Raw genomic sequence first — 16,231 nt, 5'->3', positions numbered from 1 at the left:
GTTCTATAGCTGTTCAGGTTTGATTCCCTTTTCTATTAGGTTTCTGCGAAGATGCTGCAAGGCCAAGCGCATTCTAGTCTTGATTGTGCCCAAGGGCTCACCTACTTTATCAGCTATCTCGGATTGAGTAAGCCCCCCGAAATATGACATCTCAAGCACTTTGCGCTGGTTTTCAGGAAGCTCTCTCAGAGCTTCTAAGACTATACTTCGCCTCACACCACCCATTATTATCTCATCTGGATCCTCTAAGCTGCTATCTGGCAGGTTCATTAGGTAGTTAGAGGAGTCTTCAGATCGAATTGATTTGGGACGGGCCTTGCGTCTCCTGATCTCATCTATGGCTATGTTATGAGCTATGCTCATTAACCAACTGACGCACTTGCCTCGGTCGTTACTGAAGCTTTTGGCTTGCTTCCAAGCTCTGAAAAAGGTCTCTTGCGTCAGCTCCTCAGCCACCTGTTGATCTTGAACGATTCTTAATATCATGGAGTAGACAGCTTTTGAGTAACAGTCATACAATGCCTCCATGGCGGATAAATCGCCACGAGATAGTCGCTCCATGATCACCTGGTCGTCTAGGGGCTGATTTGACATAGCCTATAGTTCCGTCATTTTCTGCCCGACAGCACCTCCTATAATCTTCTCTATAACTATACGTAAGGAAAGGCTGTCGGGATTAATTTGAGAGATCCGGAAGCAATTGTAGGGGCATATCTCCTGGTTTGCAATATGCGCAGCAGCATCTATCATATCGATGGACCTTTCGCTGGTGATCGAGCGAGCTTGTACAAGTTTTGTACATATTATGCTCAACTTGTGCCAAATTACCAGCAATTTTAGTTCCACCAAAGAAACGCTTGGAGGCCAAACCTTGCAAGAAAACACAGATTTGAATCAAGACCGAGAGCATCAGGAGCAAATAGAGCGAATACGAGATTGGTATAAGCAGGCCAAGAATATGGGAATAAGCAAGGAGGCATTCTATAGAGAGATGATACCGATTGTGGGTATAGAGGCCTTGGATAAGGCGCTGGAAGGCTACGATGAATAGTAGGCTATAATCTGTAGTTGTAAAAGCAAAACATTAGGTAGGAGTATTATGCCTGAAACAAAGGTTTTGTTGGTCCGTCATGCTGATGTGCATAACCCCGATCAAATAGTATATGGCAGACTTCCAAGGTTCAGGCTAAGCAAGTTAGGGGAGGCACAAGCTGAAGCTACTGCTGAATTTCTCTCCAAGGAAAACGTCAAGTACATATATACCAGCCCGATGCTAAGAGCCAGGCAGACAGCCAAAGCTATAGCTAAGTATCATCCTGATGCCAAATTGAGGATTTCAAAACTTCTTGCCGAGATCAATACTAGCTGGCAGGGGACACCTTGGTCACAGATAGGTGCGAATGCTAACCTATATGAGCCTATCAAAGACCCGGAAAACGAGACCATAGAAGATGTAGCCAAAAGGATGCTTAGGATCATTAGAACTCTGGTGCGAAGGCATCGGGGCGAAACGGTGATCTGTGTTAGCCACGCGGATCCTATAAAGATAGCCTGGGTGGCACTTGAAGGTAAAGAGCTTACTTTTGAGAACATTCGTAAGCCGCCTTATCCAGATAGAGCGTCAGTTACTACGATCATTTTCAAGGATGATCAGGTGGTTAGTATTAAATATGAGAATCCGGCTGTTGGCGTTAGAATAACCCCAGAGCAAGCGAGTAAGAAGAAATCCGATAGAAAAAAGGTGCCAGTGGGTGTGTAAGTAAGAGGGCAGATGCCCTCTTACTTACTATTATCTTTTATCTTTGCTCTGTTTTCTTGTCGAATCTTTAGTGTTACTTGAGCCTTTCTTTTGTTGGTTGTCTTTGGTTTCTGACTCTTTGTTCTTGGTCTCCTTCTTCGGTGGCTCCTTCTTCGGTGGTCCTACTCTGTATATATTGCCCCAGGGCTTATAGCGACTAAAGAATGAGTCTTGCAGTATGACCTTACCATTCTTAGTAACTGTTCTGGTTATGGTCACGTCCATGCCTTCATGTGCCCAGTCTACCTGCTCTTTGGTACCAGGGGGTAACGTCGGATCGTATATGGTCTTGTCAGGGAGAGGTGGAACTATGTTTGTTATTACTGGTTTCCCTCGTGTTACCTCGTACCCTGGGTCGGTGCCATATAGAGTTATAGTCAACTTTGTATCTGTCCATGTGGCTTCGATTAGTATATAGTGCCCTGTGTTGTTCTTCCACTTGAGGTCCTTATATGGGAAGTAGACTGCTGCATCAAATCCTGGAGGATCACCATCTAACTGATAGTAAGGTACTAGATAAGAATGCTGGTGCCTTTCAACTATCGGCAATCCAGCCCAGAAAGCTGCGCGGAACATGGTAGTGCTTACCTGGCATACACCACCACCTATCCCTGGCACGGTCTGATCTGCAACTATTGTTAGTCCTTCTTGGTAGCCTCTCTCGACACTAATTTCTCCTATAGCCTTCTCGAAGCTGAAGGTTTCTCCAGGGGCCACAACAGTATTGTTTAGATATCCCGCAGCTGTCTGTATGTTATGGATCCTTTCTGGAGGTGAACCCGTGAACTCACTGCTGCCCCAACCAATGGGTTCCTTAATGCCGAGGGCTGCCAAATTGTCCGTAGGTATTTTAGGCTTGGTTACTTTGACAGGTAGATCAATATCTCTGTCATCACTAAAGGCAGCCTGTGCTATTAGGTCTCTAGTCTTTTCCGTATCCAGATCCTGACCATCTTGACTCTCTCTTAGCACTACTAGCTTCCCGCGCCAGGTTAGTTCGCCATTTATGGGCTTCTGGTTAATTTCGCTTGCCAAGTTATCTACAAACTCGGTTACTTTGTTAGGATCTAGCTTCACAGAAGAAGTTCGATTTGCCTTATCGATATCTATAGATGCCCAATCAGCCAATGTGCTCGTTGGAATCTCCCAGCTCTGATCTTTAAAGTGAAGTTTTAGCGGTGATGCTAATAGTTTCTCTAGTTGTGACCTAGCGTTTTCTAGTACGCTCGTTGTAACTACCGGTTCTATTTCTTTTGTTACTAAGTTGGTCTCACGATTGGACTGTAAAGCTGCATATATAGCACTGAGGGTAGCGCTATAATTCACCCTCCTTCCTGGCTGCTCGGGTGTTAGTGCTACCTGATTGTCCTTTATCTCTAGTTTTGCTGGCACCGGAGGTAGGGCTATATCTTTGTTGATATCAGCCAATATGGGAGTCAGCTTGGAAGATTCAATTTTGCCTACAACGCCTCCAGTCCCTGACTCTGATACTATAGCTTGCTCTATTTCATCAGATGTTATGGTCCAGCTACGGTTCTCAAATCTTAGTGTTATAGGTTTGGACAGCTTTAGTACTAGGTTCTGACGATCTCGCCATGTTGATTGAGTGACTTTGGCTTTGACCGTTACTACTGGCAAGGCTATATCGTCCTGCCTCAGGCTTACTAAAGCGTTGTATATCTGCTGAATAGCCATGCCAGTATTGAGCCTTTGTCCATCGACTTCTTTAGAAGCTAAGATGGTACCATCGCTACTGATCGTTAGCTTGGAGTCAGTGGCTGGCTGGGCTATTTGTGGGGCCAGCTCGTTGTTTACATAGTTATCGATTTTGCTCTTGTCGAGCACATACTGGATCCTGACAGTACGTTTGCCTAGGGGGATTCTTTCAGCAAATTGATGGAAAATATTACCATCACGGCCGTACTTGTATGCCTGCTGTACTGCAGGGTCTACGTTTGGTTGCAAACCAAGCTCTGCAGGGGTGATCTTCCATGTGCGCTCCCCTTGGGTTAGGGTAAGTGGAGTTCTAACATACTCCATTGCCTTAGTGTTCAAAACATCTCGAGCCTGCTCAGGGGTCATACCACCAAGGTTTACGCCAAGAGAATATACGTTTGGGTAAATCTTGCTACGGTAGTAGTAGGAATACCCCACGGATACTGCTAGAAGCAGGAAAGCACACAGAAATAAGGATAGTCCTATTCCTGGTAGGTAGGTTTTCAGAAACGAGCCATTGCGAGGCTGTCGCCTTCGTGAGCTGGCCTTTGATTTTATAGTTGGTATAGTTTCGGTCGGTTGCGACCAAGGTTCTGTACTACTCATATCTCTCCATAATGCTAATGATTATTATGATCAGATACCAGTTAACCTCATCTTTATATAAATGTCTAATTTGAGTTCAAGGTTTCACCCGAACGTAATTGAATCTGGGCATATTTCATGCTCTTAATGCAGAAAATTATACAAAGGTTCTGCATTTTTCGTGGGGAGAATAGCGATGCGTCAGATAGATGATGAAAACGCTAGGAATTTGAATGAAGATAGGATATACGAGGAAAGATACGTTGAGGTGGATAGGAGAAACTTGTTAGCCGATCGATGGGCTAGGGTTGTGTACTTCGTCTTTGGGGTAATAGAGGGGTTGATAGCCATTAGGTTTGTACTAAGGTTGTTGGGTGCAAATTCCAATAGTCAATTTGCAGCTCTAATCTACAACCTAACATTTCCTCTATTAGCACCCTTCAGAGGATTGTTTTCTGAGCCTAGCTTTGGAACAGCTGTAATAGAGTGGCGCTCTCTTGTGGCTATAGTCGTATATATGCTATTGTCCTACGCTTTGGTAAGGCTAGGATACCTACTATTTTCGTAAATCTTGCTGTTAGCACCCTCTAATCACTCTTCAGGATGAATCCTTAGAGGTTGTATTTAGACGCCCTAAATGTCATAATATAATCAAGGTAAAAAACTATAGTAACTAGGAACAGTTCTAAATATGACCATACAGGACAAGCGGACATCCGAGCTGGTTGACTTGCTTAGAAATGCTGGTATGAGGGTTACTCCTCAGAGGCTGGAGATTGTGAGTGCTTTGGTGCATGGTAGTCATCCTAGCGCTGAAGAGATATACGAGCAGGTCAGCACTAAACTACCCACTACAAGCTTAGCAACGGTGTACAACACCTTGGAGGCTCTTAAGTCTTTGGGGCAGGTGTTGGAGGTAAGGCCTCCTCAGGGGGGTATTAGATACGACGTGCTTCGTCCATATGGACATTCACACCTGGTGTGTAAGCGCTGTGGCAGGGTGGAGGATGCTCCGCAGGAGATAGTAGAGAATGGTGAAGTGTCGCTCAAGGTGCCAGATATTGGCTGGTCAGATCTAGAAATCAGGCTTGACCTGGAGGGTATATGTCCATATTGCAGGGAGGTGGGCGCCGATGTCTAGTTCCCAAGCGACAGAAACAACTCATGTAACTGCCAGCATGGAACAATACCTCTTGGCTATGTACTGTCTCCGCAGGGAGAATCAACCACTCATCGGCGCTCGTCTTGCTGAATGGTTGGATGTGTCTCCAGCATCAGTGACCGGTATGATCCATAGGATGAGCCAGGAAGGTTTGGTACAGGTAGGCAGGGGAAAGCAGATTACCCTAACGACTAAAGGTTGGCAGATAGCACTCACAACTGCACGTAGGCACTATCTGGCCGAAAGGCTACTAACTGATATGCTGGGGGTAGATTGGTACAGAGCGCATGTGGAAGCCGAGAGGTGGCAGCATGCGATAACCGACGAGACAGAAGAGAAGCTCTGGATAGCACTTGGGAGACCAACTACGTGTCCCCATGGTAGTCCCATACCAGGTACGGGGGCATGCTTTTCTCCCCATTCCCGCAAATTAACGGATGTTGAAGTAGGTCGAGAGCTAATAGTTGAGCGTATTTCAGACAGTGCTACTGAAAACATCGACTTGCTCAAGTTTTTTCAGGATCATCTCATAATGCCTGGCAAGAAGCTGAGCGTGAGGGAGATTAACTCTATTACTCAGGCTGTAACGGTAGAAACAGAGAATGGTCCTGTTGCCTTGGGCATCGAGGCTGCTAGGCAAGTTATAGTCGTACCTGCCCATCTATTCCAGCAGCGAAGGCCACCTGAAAGACTGAGAAAGGACTCTACTTTTTAACCCCAGGTAGCTTATGACTTTCCATATAACAGAACCTGTCCCATATGCTCATGCCGCCTCCACCGGTAAGCGGTAGACCTTGGGGTACTAGGTTTCTGCTTGCTGCGGCCTCCACTTCCGGGGCCTCTTTATTTGCCGAAGTTTCGTTGATTTCTAATGTGGTGTTCTTATTGACTTCTACGATTCCCATATCTTGCAGGACTAATTGGGGATCTCCAGGTTCAGCACCAGTACCGGTTGTTTTTACTCCTGTACCGCGAACTATCTTTACTATCAGTAATGATTTACCTACAATCTCATCTGTAAACGTATAAATTAGGTCTCCATCTGGATCTGTAAGTCTGTGAGCTACTTGCGAGGAATTGGGTGGTCCATAAACTGCCCAGAAAGTATAGTTTTTGTTTGCCTCTTCCTTTGGTACTTTGAACTTGATGCTGAATTCAAAAAACTTTACTGTAGCTAGTACGCTGGGGTCATCACTGCCAAGATAGTTAAACTGGACTTCGTTTGATTGCTTGCCTGATACTGGTTCCACCGCAAAGATTTTAAGATTATTATCTTCTAGATTAGGAATCTTTTCTTGGGGAGGTATGAGTAAAGATAGGTGTATGTTGCCTTTGGGGTCAGACTCCCCCTTGCTGATGATTATTCCTTCCGGGTTGGCTGCAATTATTACCTGTACATTAGGCGTGAAGCCCTTACCATCTAAGGTAACTTTTGTACCAGTTTTGCCTTTGTTAGGGGAGATGCTGATAAAAGGTCTTGAGTTAGCGCTAGCATCCCCAATAAAACCTAGGCATAACAGAAGGGCTATAACGCACGCTATAAAGCTACCCCTCAAGAGTCTTATCCTCCAGTGTTTGTATACTGTTGTCCATAATACTAATAACTGTGACATTAGTATAAAAGTTACTGCTATGAAATTAAATCATTGACTTGATTTGGAGCCCGTTTTCCGCTCAGCACCGCTATCACATTGCGCGCTACTATCTCAGACATCAGGTCCCGTGTTTTCTGTGATGCACTACCTATATGAGGCACAACTATACAGTTAGGCATGTGAACTAATGGATGATTGCTTGGCAAAGGCTCGGGATCCGTGACATCTAGTCCAGCTCCAGCAATCTGCCCTTCTCGAAGTGCTTCTGTCAAGGCTTCTGTATCCACTAAAGGTCCTCTAGCAGTGTTGACCAAGATCGCTGTTGGCTTCATTTTCCTAAGGGTTGATTTATTGATCAGATGCATAGTCTCTTTAGTAAGAGGAGCGTGTAGACTTATGAAGTCGGATTGTGCTAATAGTTCGTCTAAGCTTACCTTTTGAGCATCTATGCCTGTTTTTTCGGATCTTGAGGTGTAAAGAACTTTCATCTGAAAACCTATTGCTCGTCTAGCTACAGCTTGCCCTATTCTCCCCATGCCCACTATTCCGAGGGTGGCTCCGTAGACGTCCTGTCCAAGCAGCAGCTGAGGTTCCCAGGTACGCCACTTGCCTTCTTTGACATAAGAGATTCCCTCTATAAGCCTACGGGCCACGGATAGCATCAATGCCCATGCAAGATCTGCTGTGGTCTCAGTCAGTACATCGGGTGTATTGGTGACTACGACCCCTGCTCTAGTTGCAGCTTCTAGGTCTATATTGTCGTACCCTACTGCATAGTTTGCTATTACCTTGAGGTTGCGTGCGTTAGATATTACTTCTTCATCTATCTTGTCGGTCAGCAGAGATATCATAGCATCAGCCTGAGAAATCCCTCTCTTCAACTCTTCTTTGCTCGGTGGCAGATCCCCTGACCATACGTCTAATTCGAATCCATGATCTTTAAGTAACCTCAGCCCTGTTTCGGGAATCTTCCTCGTAATGTATACTCTGTACAACTTTGACCTCCAATACATGCTTTGGAAACAGTTTACGCTGAGATATCATAAAGTGCATCATAGCATCAACGATTCTACGAGAATCTGCTTCTTATGTGTTCTAGATTTTGGGGGTAAGGAATGCGAGTTTACATTTCTGCAGACATGGAGGGCATCTCAGGAGTCGTACATCCCTCACAGATAGATCCAAATGGTAGCGACTATCTACGAGGTCGTCGTTTGCAAACAGGTGATGTGAACGCTGCTATAGAGGGGGCTTTACAGGCAGGAGCTTCTGAGGTGATAGTCAACGACTCTCATTGGGTTCAGCGTAATATTCTTCTGGAAGATTTACATCCATGCGCTAGACTGGTCTCTGGGAGCACTAAGAGATTAGGCATGGTACACGGGGTGGAGGGAGCAGACTTAGCATTGTTCGTCGGATATCATGCTAAGCACGGTACTCCGCATGCTATTGCAGACCATACCTGGAGCTCAAGCTGTGTCGATGACCTGAAGCTCAACGGCCGGTCCATAGGGGAGTTCGCTCTCAATGCTTATATTTGTGGCTACTTTGGCGTTCCTGTGGTTATGGCCAGCGGAGATCAGGCACTAGAGAATGAAGCTAGGAGCCTTATTCCGGAGATCCAAGTAGCGGTAGTCAAAGTAGCTACTGGTAGATGGGCGGCAGAGTGCTTACCTTTGTCGGAGTCACGCAAGCTTATAAGGAGCTGTGCCAAGAAGGCAGTATCCGAGCACAATGTACAGCCGCTGTCTCCCCCAAGCCCCTGTGAGATAGAGCTTGATCTCATGCTGACAGAGATGGCCGACAGGGCTGAGTACGTACCTGGTGTACATAGGATAGGCGGTAGAAGGATTGCCTTTGAGTGCGAAGATATCATAAAGGCTTTTGAGATGTTTCGTACTGTGGTGAACGCAGCGTCCTTGTTTACGCCTTTCTAGGAAGAAAAAGCATTTTATAGTCTATGGCCAGCTATTTGCTGTCGATTGTTGTACCATAAGCTAATAGATAACCTTCTTGGAGACGGAGAAATGACGGGGCATCTAACACGGGAGCTAAGTGCGGTAGTAGACAAGTATATCCAGCAGAGGCCTAGATCGGCAGAGATATACCAGCGTGCCGTAGAAGATCTTCCCGATGGTGTTACTCATGATAAGCGGTTTATGACCCCATTCCCAACATATATCCAAAGGGCTAAGGGTAGCAGAAAGTGGGATGTGGATGGTAATGAATACATAGACTATGTCATGGGACACGGGGCTCTACTGCTTGGCCATTGTCACCCTCAGGTAACTCGGGCCGTCGTGGAGCAGGTTCAAAAGTTCACCCATCCGGGAGGATCCCATGAGCTAGAGGTAGAGTGGGCAGAGTTAGTCAAATCACTGATTCCTTCTGCTGAGAAGGTAAGATTTACGAGCTCGGGGACGGAGGCAACTCATATGGCTATCCGTCTGGCCAGAGCCTACACAGGCAGGAAGAAGATCGTGAAGCTCGAAGGACACTTTCACGGCTGGCACGATGGTGTAGCCAAAGCCCAAACTCCTCCATACGATAAGAAGACCCCGGGCATTCCAGACGAGATATCTGATCTCACACTGGTATCGCCAGCCAAGCTGGAATCTATAGAAAAGATGTTTAGCTCGGATAAAGATATAGCGGCGATAATATTTGAACCCTCTGGAGCCAGCTATGGTGCCGTGCCTCTGCCCGATGGGTTTGTACAAGGTCTGAAAGACTTATGTGATCGCTACGGTGTGCTGCTTATATGTGACGAGGTAGTTACGGGCTTTAGATGGTCTCCTGGTGGAGTGCAGGCACTAGCAGGAATAAAGCCTGATCTTACTACACTGGCCAAAATCCTTGCGGGAGGTTTTCCTGGAGGGGCTGTCGCCGGCAGGGCCGATATTCTGGATCTGATCTCGCATGCCAGCGATCCTTCCAAGCGGATAGTACATCAGGGTACCTTTAATGCGAATCCCGTGTCTGCAGCTGCTGGCGTTGAGTGTTTGAAGATAGTGGGCTCAAGCGATGTTTGCCAACAGGCAGCAAACAAGGCAGCTGTGCTCCGCTCTAGACTCAACGAGAAGTTCGAGGATCTGCAAGTGCCGGGATGTGCATACGGAGAGAGCTCTATCTGTCACATCATAATTGGCGAAGATGTGCCTAATAGAGTTCGGGGGGACTTGCAAAGGCCTGATCTGCCCGAGGAGGTGCTCCGTACCAAGGGTACTAACCAGCAATTGATGTGGCTATTTGATCTTGCGATGATGAATGAAGGTGTAGATTTGTTCTCTGGCAGTGCTTTCGTCAGTAGTTATCATACGGATGAGGATATAGATCTAACAATAGACGCCTTTGTTAGAGTTGTTTCAGAGCTTAAGAAGGAAGGTTATCTATAGTTGAGGTGATGGTTTTGGGCAGGTTCGTGGTGGTTGCTAGTGCCAATGGAAGAGTTGGCATTGAAGAAGCTGCCAAGGTTTTGGCAAATGGGGGTAGTGCTCTCGATGCAGTAGAGGTTGGCTGCAGGTTAGTAGAGAGTAACCCCCAGGATCATTCCGTAGGGCTTGGGGGACTCCCCAACTTGATCGGCGAGGTGGAGCTTGATGCCTCAATAATGGATGGGACAACACTTCGGGCCGGGGCAGTAGCTGCAGTCAAGGGGTACGAACATCCTATATCTATAGCTCGCAAAGTCATGGAGCTCACGCCCCATGTCTGCTTGGTAGGTAGCGGTGCTGAAAGGTTTGCCAAAGAAATGGGGTTTGAGTCAAAAGAGCTGCTTACCCCAGAAGCCAAGTGGCTGTGGGAGGAGCGTATACGAGAGGGGGCTTCTGATGTAGACCCTGGAATGATCCGCTACCATGAGCAGATCGTACAGTGGCTATCGCTTATAACCGATCCAGAGAAGCCTGCAGGTGGCACAGTCAATTTCCTAGCACTTGATAGGGAAGGTAACCTTGCTTGTGGAGTAAGTACCAGCGGTTGGTATTGCAAATATCCAGGCAGAATAGGCGATTCACCCATTATAGGCGCAGGCAATTATGCAGATAGTCGTTTCGCTGCGGTGGGATGTACTGGTAGGGGCGAGCTTGCCATGAGGATTCCCGCAGCTTATACCGTGGTGGTCAGGGTACAAAGTGGGGAATCGCTAATCGACGCTTTATGTCAGACGATGCAGGATATAAACAAACTGGAAGATCCTTATGCAACTGGACTAAGTATAGTAGCCCTTGACAAAGATGGCAATCATGCAGCTGTATCTAATAGACCTGACACCACATACGTATGGGTCGAGGAGGGGATGGATAGCTATCGAGAGTCGCCCAGGATATATGTTGCACAGTAAAGAGCTAAGTACTTCCAATTCTTACGCCTTTTACAATATCATCAAACTAGAAATAACTTGTATTTTGGATAGAAATGATAGCTAGAGTAGTGGTTGTTGGCAGCAGCAATACTGATATGGTGGTGCCTGTTCCCCATATCCCTGGAGTAGGGGAGACGGTGCTAGGTGAGGATCTGATTATTGCGCCTGGCGGGAAAGGAGCCAACCAAGCTGTGGCTGCTGCTAGGCTGGGCGCAGAGGTGGTTTTTATTGGTGCTGTGGGGAGTGATGATTTTGGTCAAAAAGCCATCAAAGGGCTTAAAGCAGATGGTATAGATACTAGCTACATTAAGATCGTTGATGGAACTCCTAGTGGTGTTGCGCTGATAATGGTGGATCCTTCGGGGAATAACTCCATAGCGGTCTCCCCGGGGGCAAACTCTCGTCTGTTCCCAGAAGATATCGAGCTCAGCTCAACAGCTCTGCAAAATGCTAGGATTATGCTAACTCAGCTTGAGGTTCCCTTGGATACAGTAGCAACAGCCTTGGAATTAGGCAGGAAAATGGGTTGTGTAACTATGCTCAATCCAGCTCCGGCTCCAGCCACGGGTCTTCCAAGCGACATTATCTCCCAAGTAGATATGATTACCCCCAACGAAGTAGAGGCTAGAGCATTGGTAGGACGTGATATGCCAGCTGAAGATCTGGCCAAGGCGCTGTTGGATCTAGGGGTGAAAACAGTCATACTAACCTTGGGAGAGAGAGGGGCACTGGTGGCTCAGCAAGATAAGTTGGTAGCGATGGAACCTTTTGTGGTCAGTCCGGTGGATACCACGGCTGCTGGTGATGCTTTTAGTGGGGCATTGGCAGTGGCAATAGCTGAGGGGCTTGAGTTAATAGATGCAGTCCGCTTTGCTAACGCAGCAGCAGCTTTATCTGTTACTAAGATGGGTGCTCAGCCGTCCATGCCTACTAGAGCAGAGCTTGAAACCTTCCTCTCTAGATATCAAATTTCTGGGTAAGTGACGTTGAGTTCTTCAAATAAGATCTTCTTCGGAGATAATCTAAGGGTTCTCGAAAGCCTACCTTCTAGTTCTGTCAATCTTATATATATTGATCCCCCATTCAACACAGGCCGTCGTCAGGTACGCATATCCATGAGCGTTGATAGGGATGACCAAGGTGATAGGAAGGGCTTTGGTGGTTATAAGTACTTGACTAAGGTATTAGGTAGGTTGTCTTTTGACGACATCTACGATGACTATCTAGCTTTTTTAGAGCCTAGATTGAGAGAGGCCTATAGGGTGCTGGCCGCAAACGGTGCCTTATATTTTCATATAGATTATCGCGAGGTTCACTATTGCAAGATCCTTCTTGATTCTATCTTTGGGAGAGACAATTTCCTTAATGAGATAATATGGGCTTATGACTATGGTGGTAGGAGCAAGAGAAAGTGGCCTACCAAACACGACAACATTCTTTATTACGTCAAAGACAGAAACAACTACATATTCAACGCTGATGAGATAGATAGATTGCCCTATATGGCGCCCTCCTTAGTGGGCAGTGATAAGGCCAAACTGGGTAAGTTGCCAACCGACGTTTGGTGGCAGACCATAGTTAGCCCGACCGGGAGGGAGAAGACGGGATATCCAACCCAGAAGCCCTTGGCAATACTCGAGAGAATTATAAGAGCCTCTTCGCGTCCAGGTGACATAGTGCTGGATTTCTTTGCTGGTAGTGGTACAACTGGTATAGCGGCTCACAAGCTAGGCAGAAGGTTTATCCTCGTTGATAACAACCAGGAAGCCATAAGAGTAATGCGAGCAAGGTTCCAAGATGTACCTGTGGAGTTTATCACCCTTGAGGACTATAAATACCACGATGAGGCCGTCTAAGGTAGCTCCAGGTGAGAGGTGTCGTTCAGGCATAGCAGATGGTACCTACCATCGGTGATCTGGAGCTCGGTGATAGAACAGTTGCTGATTTTAGGATCTAGGTCGGTGTTCATATGTTTGTACATGATCTGCTTGATAAGAGCCCTCATTAATCCCGCATGAGATACAACCACAGCGATCCCGCTATCTTGTATGCTAAGTATTTTTTCTAAAGCTTTGTAAGCTCTTTGTTGTAGCTCTACTCTGGTTTCGCCCTGAGGCCATGATCCTGTAGGTCTGCCGATCTTGATATGCCAAGCGTTTTCTGGCCATAGTGAGCTGGCCTGTTCCCAGGTCATTCCGGTAGCCAAGCCCAAATCTCTCTCCTGAAGTTCTGATATTACTATTGGCTCAAGATTAAACTTTGTTGCAATTATATAGGCCGTCTCAAGTGCCCTGCTCAGAGGGCTGGAGAATACGTTGTCCGGGACTACCAGTCTTGAGAGTTTATCGGCCACGGCTTTGGCCTGCTTACGACCCTTGTCCGTAAGAGGGGAGTCCATTCTTCCCTGCATTATGCTCATGGCGTTAGCTTCAGATTCTCCATGCCTGACTAAAATAAGTCTTACTGTCAATATAACCTCCTATTTTTAGTTCTATTATGTACTAATTATGGGAAAAAAGTACCGTAGCTTTCTGCGTTGTGATAATAGTAAACTTATAAGTCAGTTGATAAGCTTTGCAATGTTACCTGGAGGTTAGTTTTGGTTCTATCCAGCAGTATCCGTAGACTGGTCGTTGTAGTCACGACTTCCCTTGCGTTGTTCTTCGTAATTATTTCCCAAAGCTCTGGTTATGCTTACTCTGCATCTCGTAATAGTGATCCTGAACCTAGGGTGCTAACCACTGGCAGGATTCTAGTGAAATTCAAATCAGGTGCAGATGCCTTCAAAGTTTTGAAGGCATCTTCGATTCAAAGTGGGATTATTGTGGATCGGGTCAATCCGCTTGGGGTGAAGGTTGTAAGGCCAAGAACAGTTTTTGCTCAGTCTCTGGGAGCTTTGGAGCGATTAGCCAATCATATAGAACAGAACCCTAGCGTGATATATGCTCAACCTGAAGTTCTGCTACAGCCGCAGGATGTAATCCCCAATGATCCTGATTATTCCAGGCAGTGGGGGTTGCAAAAGATCAGGGCTCCTAAGGCTTGGGAGATAAGCAAAGGTAGCTCCACGGTCAAGGTAGGTATAGTTGATTCAGGCATTGCCATGAATCACCCTGACTTGAAGGATAGATATGCTGGTGGTTACGATTTCGTACAACATGATACTTACCCGCAGGATACGGATGGTCATGGAACCCATGTGGCTGGTATAGCTGCAGCTACAGGTAACAATGGTATAGGGATAGCCGGCGTTGGTTGGCGTACTAAGTTGTTGATAGCCAGGGTCTTAACGGCTGAAGGTGCTACGGATACGGACGTTGCCAAGGGCATAATATGGGTAACTGATCATGGGGCTTCAGTGATCAATATAAGCCTTGGAACCTACTATAACTCCGACACTCTGCATCAGGCTATAGAATACGCCCAGGAGAAGGGGGCATTAGTAGTTGCTGCGGCGGGTAACGAATCAACTAATATACCGTTGTATCCGGCTGCGTATCCTGGAGTTATAGGTGTAGCAGCTACTGATCCAAACGACGGATATGCAAGCTTTTCTAACTATGGTTCATATGTGGACATCAGTGCTCCTGGAGTGGATATATACTCCACCTATCCAGGAGGTTATGCCTACATGAGTGGAACGTCTATGGCAGCTCCGTTCGTCGCTGGAGCAGCAGCGGTGATCAAAGCTGAGTTCCCAGAATACTCAGCTGGTCAGATATGGCAGAGACTAAGAGCTGGAGCGGATGATCTAGGGCCTAAGGGATTAGATGTTCATTACGGATATGGCAGATTAAATCTATACAGATCCTTGGCTGTTCCTGGGACCTTGATTGGAAGGGTTAGAAATGCTATGAACAGCAAAGTTCTCCCTGGAGTTAAGGTGCAACTATATGGAACTTCTAGGTATACCTATACTGATAGTCAGGGAAGATTTGTTTTTCAAAATATAAGATATGGGGCTGGTAAGCTAATATTCAGCAAGCAGGGCTATGCTCAAGGAGCAAGGAACATTTTTATAGAACCTGCCGCTACTGAATATACAGGTATCAGGTTAGCACCTCTGGCCAGACTTTCCGGATACGTTAAGTCTTCTAGTGGCACTCCTCTCTCCGGTGCAACAGTCAAGGTGACATCCCAGAGTGGCGACAGCCTGCAAGGAACTACCGATTCTTATGGCAGGTATTTCATCAAAAATGTACCGATAGGTGCCGTAAGGGTAACTGCTAGCTATGATAGTTATATGCCCGTGACCAAAGATGTATCGACTAAGATGGGCACTACCACGAGCGTTAGCTTCACTCTTAGTCCTTTAATTAATGGCAATAAATAACTAGCAGGGTAACTATATCGTAAAGACCAGAACGCAGGGGGCTCTGCTGGCTAAGCCCCATAATTTTTCCAGCATCGCTGTTTGCAAGTCTGTGTGCATAACACCTAACATTATCTCCAAGCTTGTGTAATTGCTCTATTTTAGCTTCGGGCTATTTTGCATCTATGCTAATAATGCTAGTCTCATGCCAGCCCGATAATTGCATAGAAGCGATAATAAAGGATTCTCCTCCGAATAGCCAACCCGTTATTGACAGATAATTCCTGAGTTTGTACAATATAGAGCGCAAAGTATTTTGCATTAATGCTAAAAGTCTGCGAATGCTAGATTAGCGTAGAGGCGACGAAGTCCGCTTGCCGAGATGGGCACCATGGGAGCGGATGGAGCCACTGGTGCAACCGGCTACTGAGGATCTTCTCAGTAGCCGGTTTGTTTTTAGGTCCATTCGTCAACGTAAAGGAGGGAAACATGACAATGAAAATAAGGCCATCATTCTTAGTAACCTACCTAATTGTTTCTGCATTGATCTTATCTGTGGTTGCTCCTACACTCTTTGGAGGTACCACTAGTGCTCATGGTAATAATCCACCAGGAAACAACGGTACGATCAAAGTTGATGGAAAGGAATTTGATGATCATCCGAACAACGAGCCGCATCCGGTTTGTGTGTTCCAGATAG

Annotated in this window: 16 protein-coding genes and 1 riboswitch; of the genes, 11 read left to right on the top strand and 5 right to left on the bottom strand. The window is 46.4% G+C overall.

The window, feature by feature from the left end:
- Window positions 1-3: 3 nt before the first annotated feature.
- Window positions 4-594: an RNA polymerase sigma factor gene (locus N2245_RS05655; RefSeq protein ID WP_494535755.1), complete on the bottom strand. Its 591-nt coding sequence runs from the start codon at window positions 592-594 to the stop codon at window positions 4-6.
- A 277-nt stretch (window positions 595-871) separates the two neighbouring features.
- Between N2245_RS05655 and N2245_RS05650 the strand changes: the two genes are divergently transcribed.
- Window positions 872-1,051 carry a hypothetical protein gene (locus tag N2245_RS05650; RefSeq protein ID WP_494535754.1) on the top strand — a complete coding sequence of 60 codons (180 nt, stop codon included), beginning with the start codon at window positions 872-874 and terminating at the stop codon, window positions 1,049-1,051.
- A gap of 48 nt (window positions 1,052-1,099) precedes the next feature.
- Complete coding sequence (locus N2245_RS05645; protein ID WP_494535753.1) at window positions 1,100-1,759, top strand: histidine phosphatase family protein; 660 nt, start codon at window positions 1,100-1,102, stop codon at window positions 1,757-1,759.
- A 30-nt stretch (window positions 1,760-1,789) separates the two neighbouring features.
- Here N2245_RS05645 and N2245_RS05640 read toward each other — a convergent pair whose 3' ends face one another.
- Complete coding sequence (locus tag N2245_RS05640) at window positions 1,790-4,120, bottom strand: VanW family protein (RefSeq protein WP_494535752.1); 2,331 nt, start codon at window positions 4,118-4,120, stop codon at window positions 1,790-1,792.
- A 175-nt stretch (window positions 4,121-4,295) separates the two neighbouring features.
- On the opposite strand from N2245_RS05640, the gene N2245_RS05635 reads away from it, so the two are divergent.
- The 3 genes from N2245_RS05635 (at window position 4,296) to N2245_RS05625 (ending at window position 5,976) form a co-directional block, all read left to right on the top strand.
- Window positions 4,296-4,667 (top strand): YggT family protein, encoded by a 372-nt coding sequence (locus N2245_RS05635; RefSeq protein WP_494535751.1) that lies wholly within the window; start codon window positions 4,296-4,298, stop codon window positions 4,665-4,667.
- Between the two features lie 123 nt (window positions 4,668-4,790).
- A complete protein-coding gene (locus N2245_RS05630) occupies window positions 4,791-5,240 on the top strand; it encodes a Fur family transcriptional regulator (RefSeq protein ID WP_494535750.1) in 450 nt (149 codons plus the stop codon).
- Window positions 5,233-5,976: a metal-dependent transcriptional regulator gene (locus tag N2245_RS05625; protein ID WP_494535749.1), complete on the top strand. Its 744-nt coding sequence runs from the start codon at window positions 5,233-5,235 to the stop codon at window positions 5,974-5,976. The genes N2245_RS05630 and N2245_RS05625 overlap by 8 nt, the downstream gene beginning before the upstream one ends.
- Here N2245_RS05625 and N2245_RS05620 read toward each other — a convergent pair.
- Entirely contained in the window at window positions 5,966-6,817 is an 852-nt protein-coding gene (locus N2245_RS05620; RefSeq protein ID WP_494535748.1) for a hypothetical protein, read from the bottom strand. The two genes, N2245_RS05625 and N2245_RS05620, sit on opposite strands and share 11 nt — an antisense overlap.
- A 74-nt stretch (window positions 6,818-6,891) precedes the next feature.
- Complete coding sequence (locus tag N2245_RS05615; RefSeq protein WP_494535747.1) at window positions 6,892-7,851, bottom strand: 2-hydroxyacid dehydrogenase; 960 nt, start codon at window positions 7,849-7,851, stop codon at window positions 6,892-6,894.
- 120 nt (window positions 7,852-7,971) lie between these two features.
- On the opposite strand from N2245_RS05615, the gene N2245_RS05610 reads away from it, so the two are divergent.
- From N2245_RS05610 to N2245_RS05590, 5 genes are all read left to right on the top strand, one after another.
- Window positions 7,972-8,793, top strand: coding sequence for a M55 family metallopeptidase (locus tag N2245_RS05610; protein ID WP_494535746.1), 822 nt, complete (start codon window positions 7,972-7,974; stop codon window positions 8,791-8,793).
- Between the two features lie 90 nt (window positions 8,794-8,883).
- Complete coding sequence (locus N2245_RS05605; protein WP_494535745.1) at window positions 8,884-10,251, top strand: aspartate aminotransferase family protein; 1,368 nt, start codon at window positions 8,884-8,886, stop codon at window positions 10,249-10,251.
- A 14-nt stretch (window positions 10,252-10,265) separates the two neighbouring features.
- The gene (locus N2245_RS05600; protein WP_494535744.1) at window positions 10,266-11,198 is read left to right on the top strand and encodes a glycosylasparaginase; all 933 of its coding nucleotides are present in this window, start codon (window positions 10,266-10,268) and stop codon (window positions 11,196-11,198) included.
- Window positions 11,199-11,272: 74 nt separating this feature from the next.
- Complete coding sequence (gene rbsK, locus N2245_RS05595; protein WP_494535743.1) at window positions 11,273-12,199, top strand: ribokinase; 927 nt, start codon at window positions 11,273-11,275, stop codon at window positions 12,197-12,199.
- A gap of 6 nt (window positions 12,200-12,205) precedes the next feature.
- Window positions 12,206-13,075 (top strand): DNA-methyltransferase, encoded by an 870-nt coding sequence (locus N2245_RS05590; RefSeq protein ID WP_494535742.1) that lies wholly within the window; start codon window positions 12,206-12,208, stop codon window positions 13,073-13,075.
- On the opposite strand, the gene N2245_RS05585 is transcribed toward N2245_RS05590, so the two are convergent.
- Complete coding sequence (locus N2245_RS05585) at window positions 13,072-13,689, bottom strand: histidine phosphatase family protein (protein ID WP_494535741.1); 618 nt, start codon at window positions 13,687-13,689, stop codon at window positions 13,072-13,074. The two genes, N2245_RS05590 and N2245_RS05585, sit on opposite strands and share 4 nt — an antisense overlap.
- Window positions 13,690-13,818: 129 nt before the next feature.
- Here N2245_RS05585 and N2245_RS05580 point away from each other — a divergent pair, with 129 nt between their 5' ends.
- On the top strand, window positions 13,819-15,552 hold the full coding sequence (locus N2245_RS05580; protein ID WP_494535740.1) for a S8 family serine peptidase: 1,734 nt from the start codon (window positions 13,819-13,821) through the stop codon (window positions 15,550-15,552).
- A 326-nt stretch (window positions 15,553-15,878) separates the two neighbouring features.
- Window positions 15,879-15,965, top strand: a riboswitch (cyclic di-GMP riboswitch).
- Window positions 15,966-16,231: the final 266 nt, after the last annotated feature.

The organism is Thermobaculum sp. T2p (genome assembly GCF_059335935.1).
The sequence above is the reverse complement of the archived record's forward strand: the minus strand, read 5'-3'. Positions and strand labels throughout refer to the sequence as shown.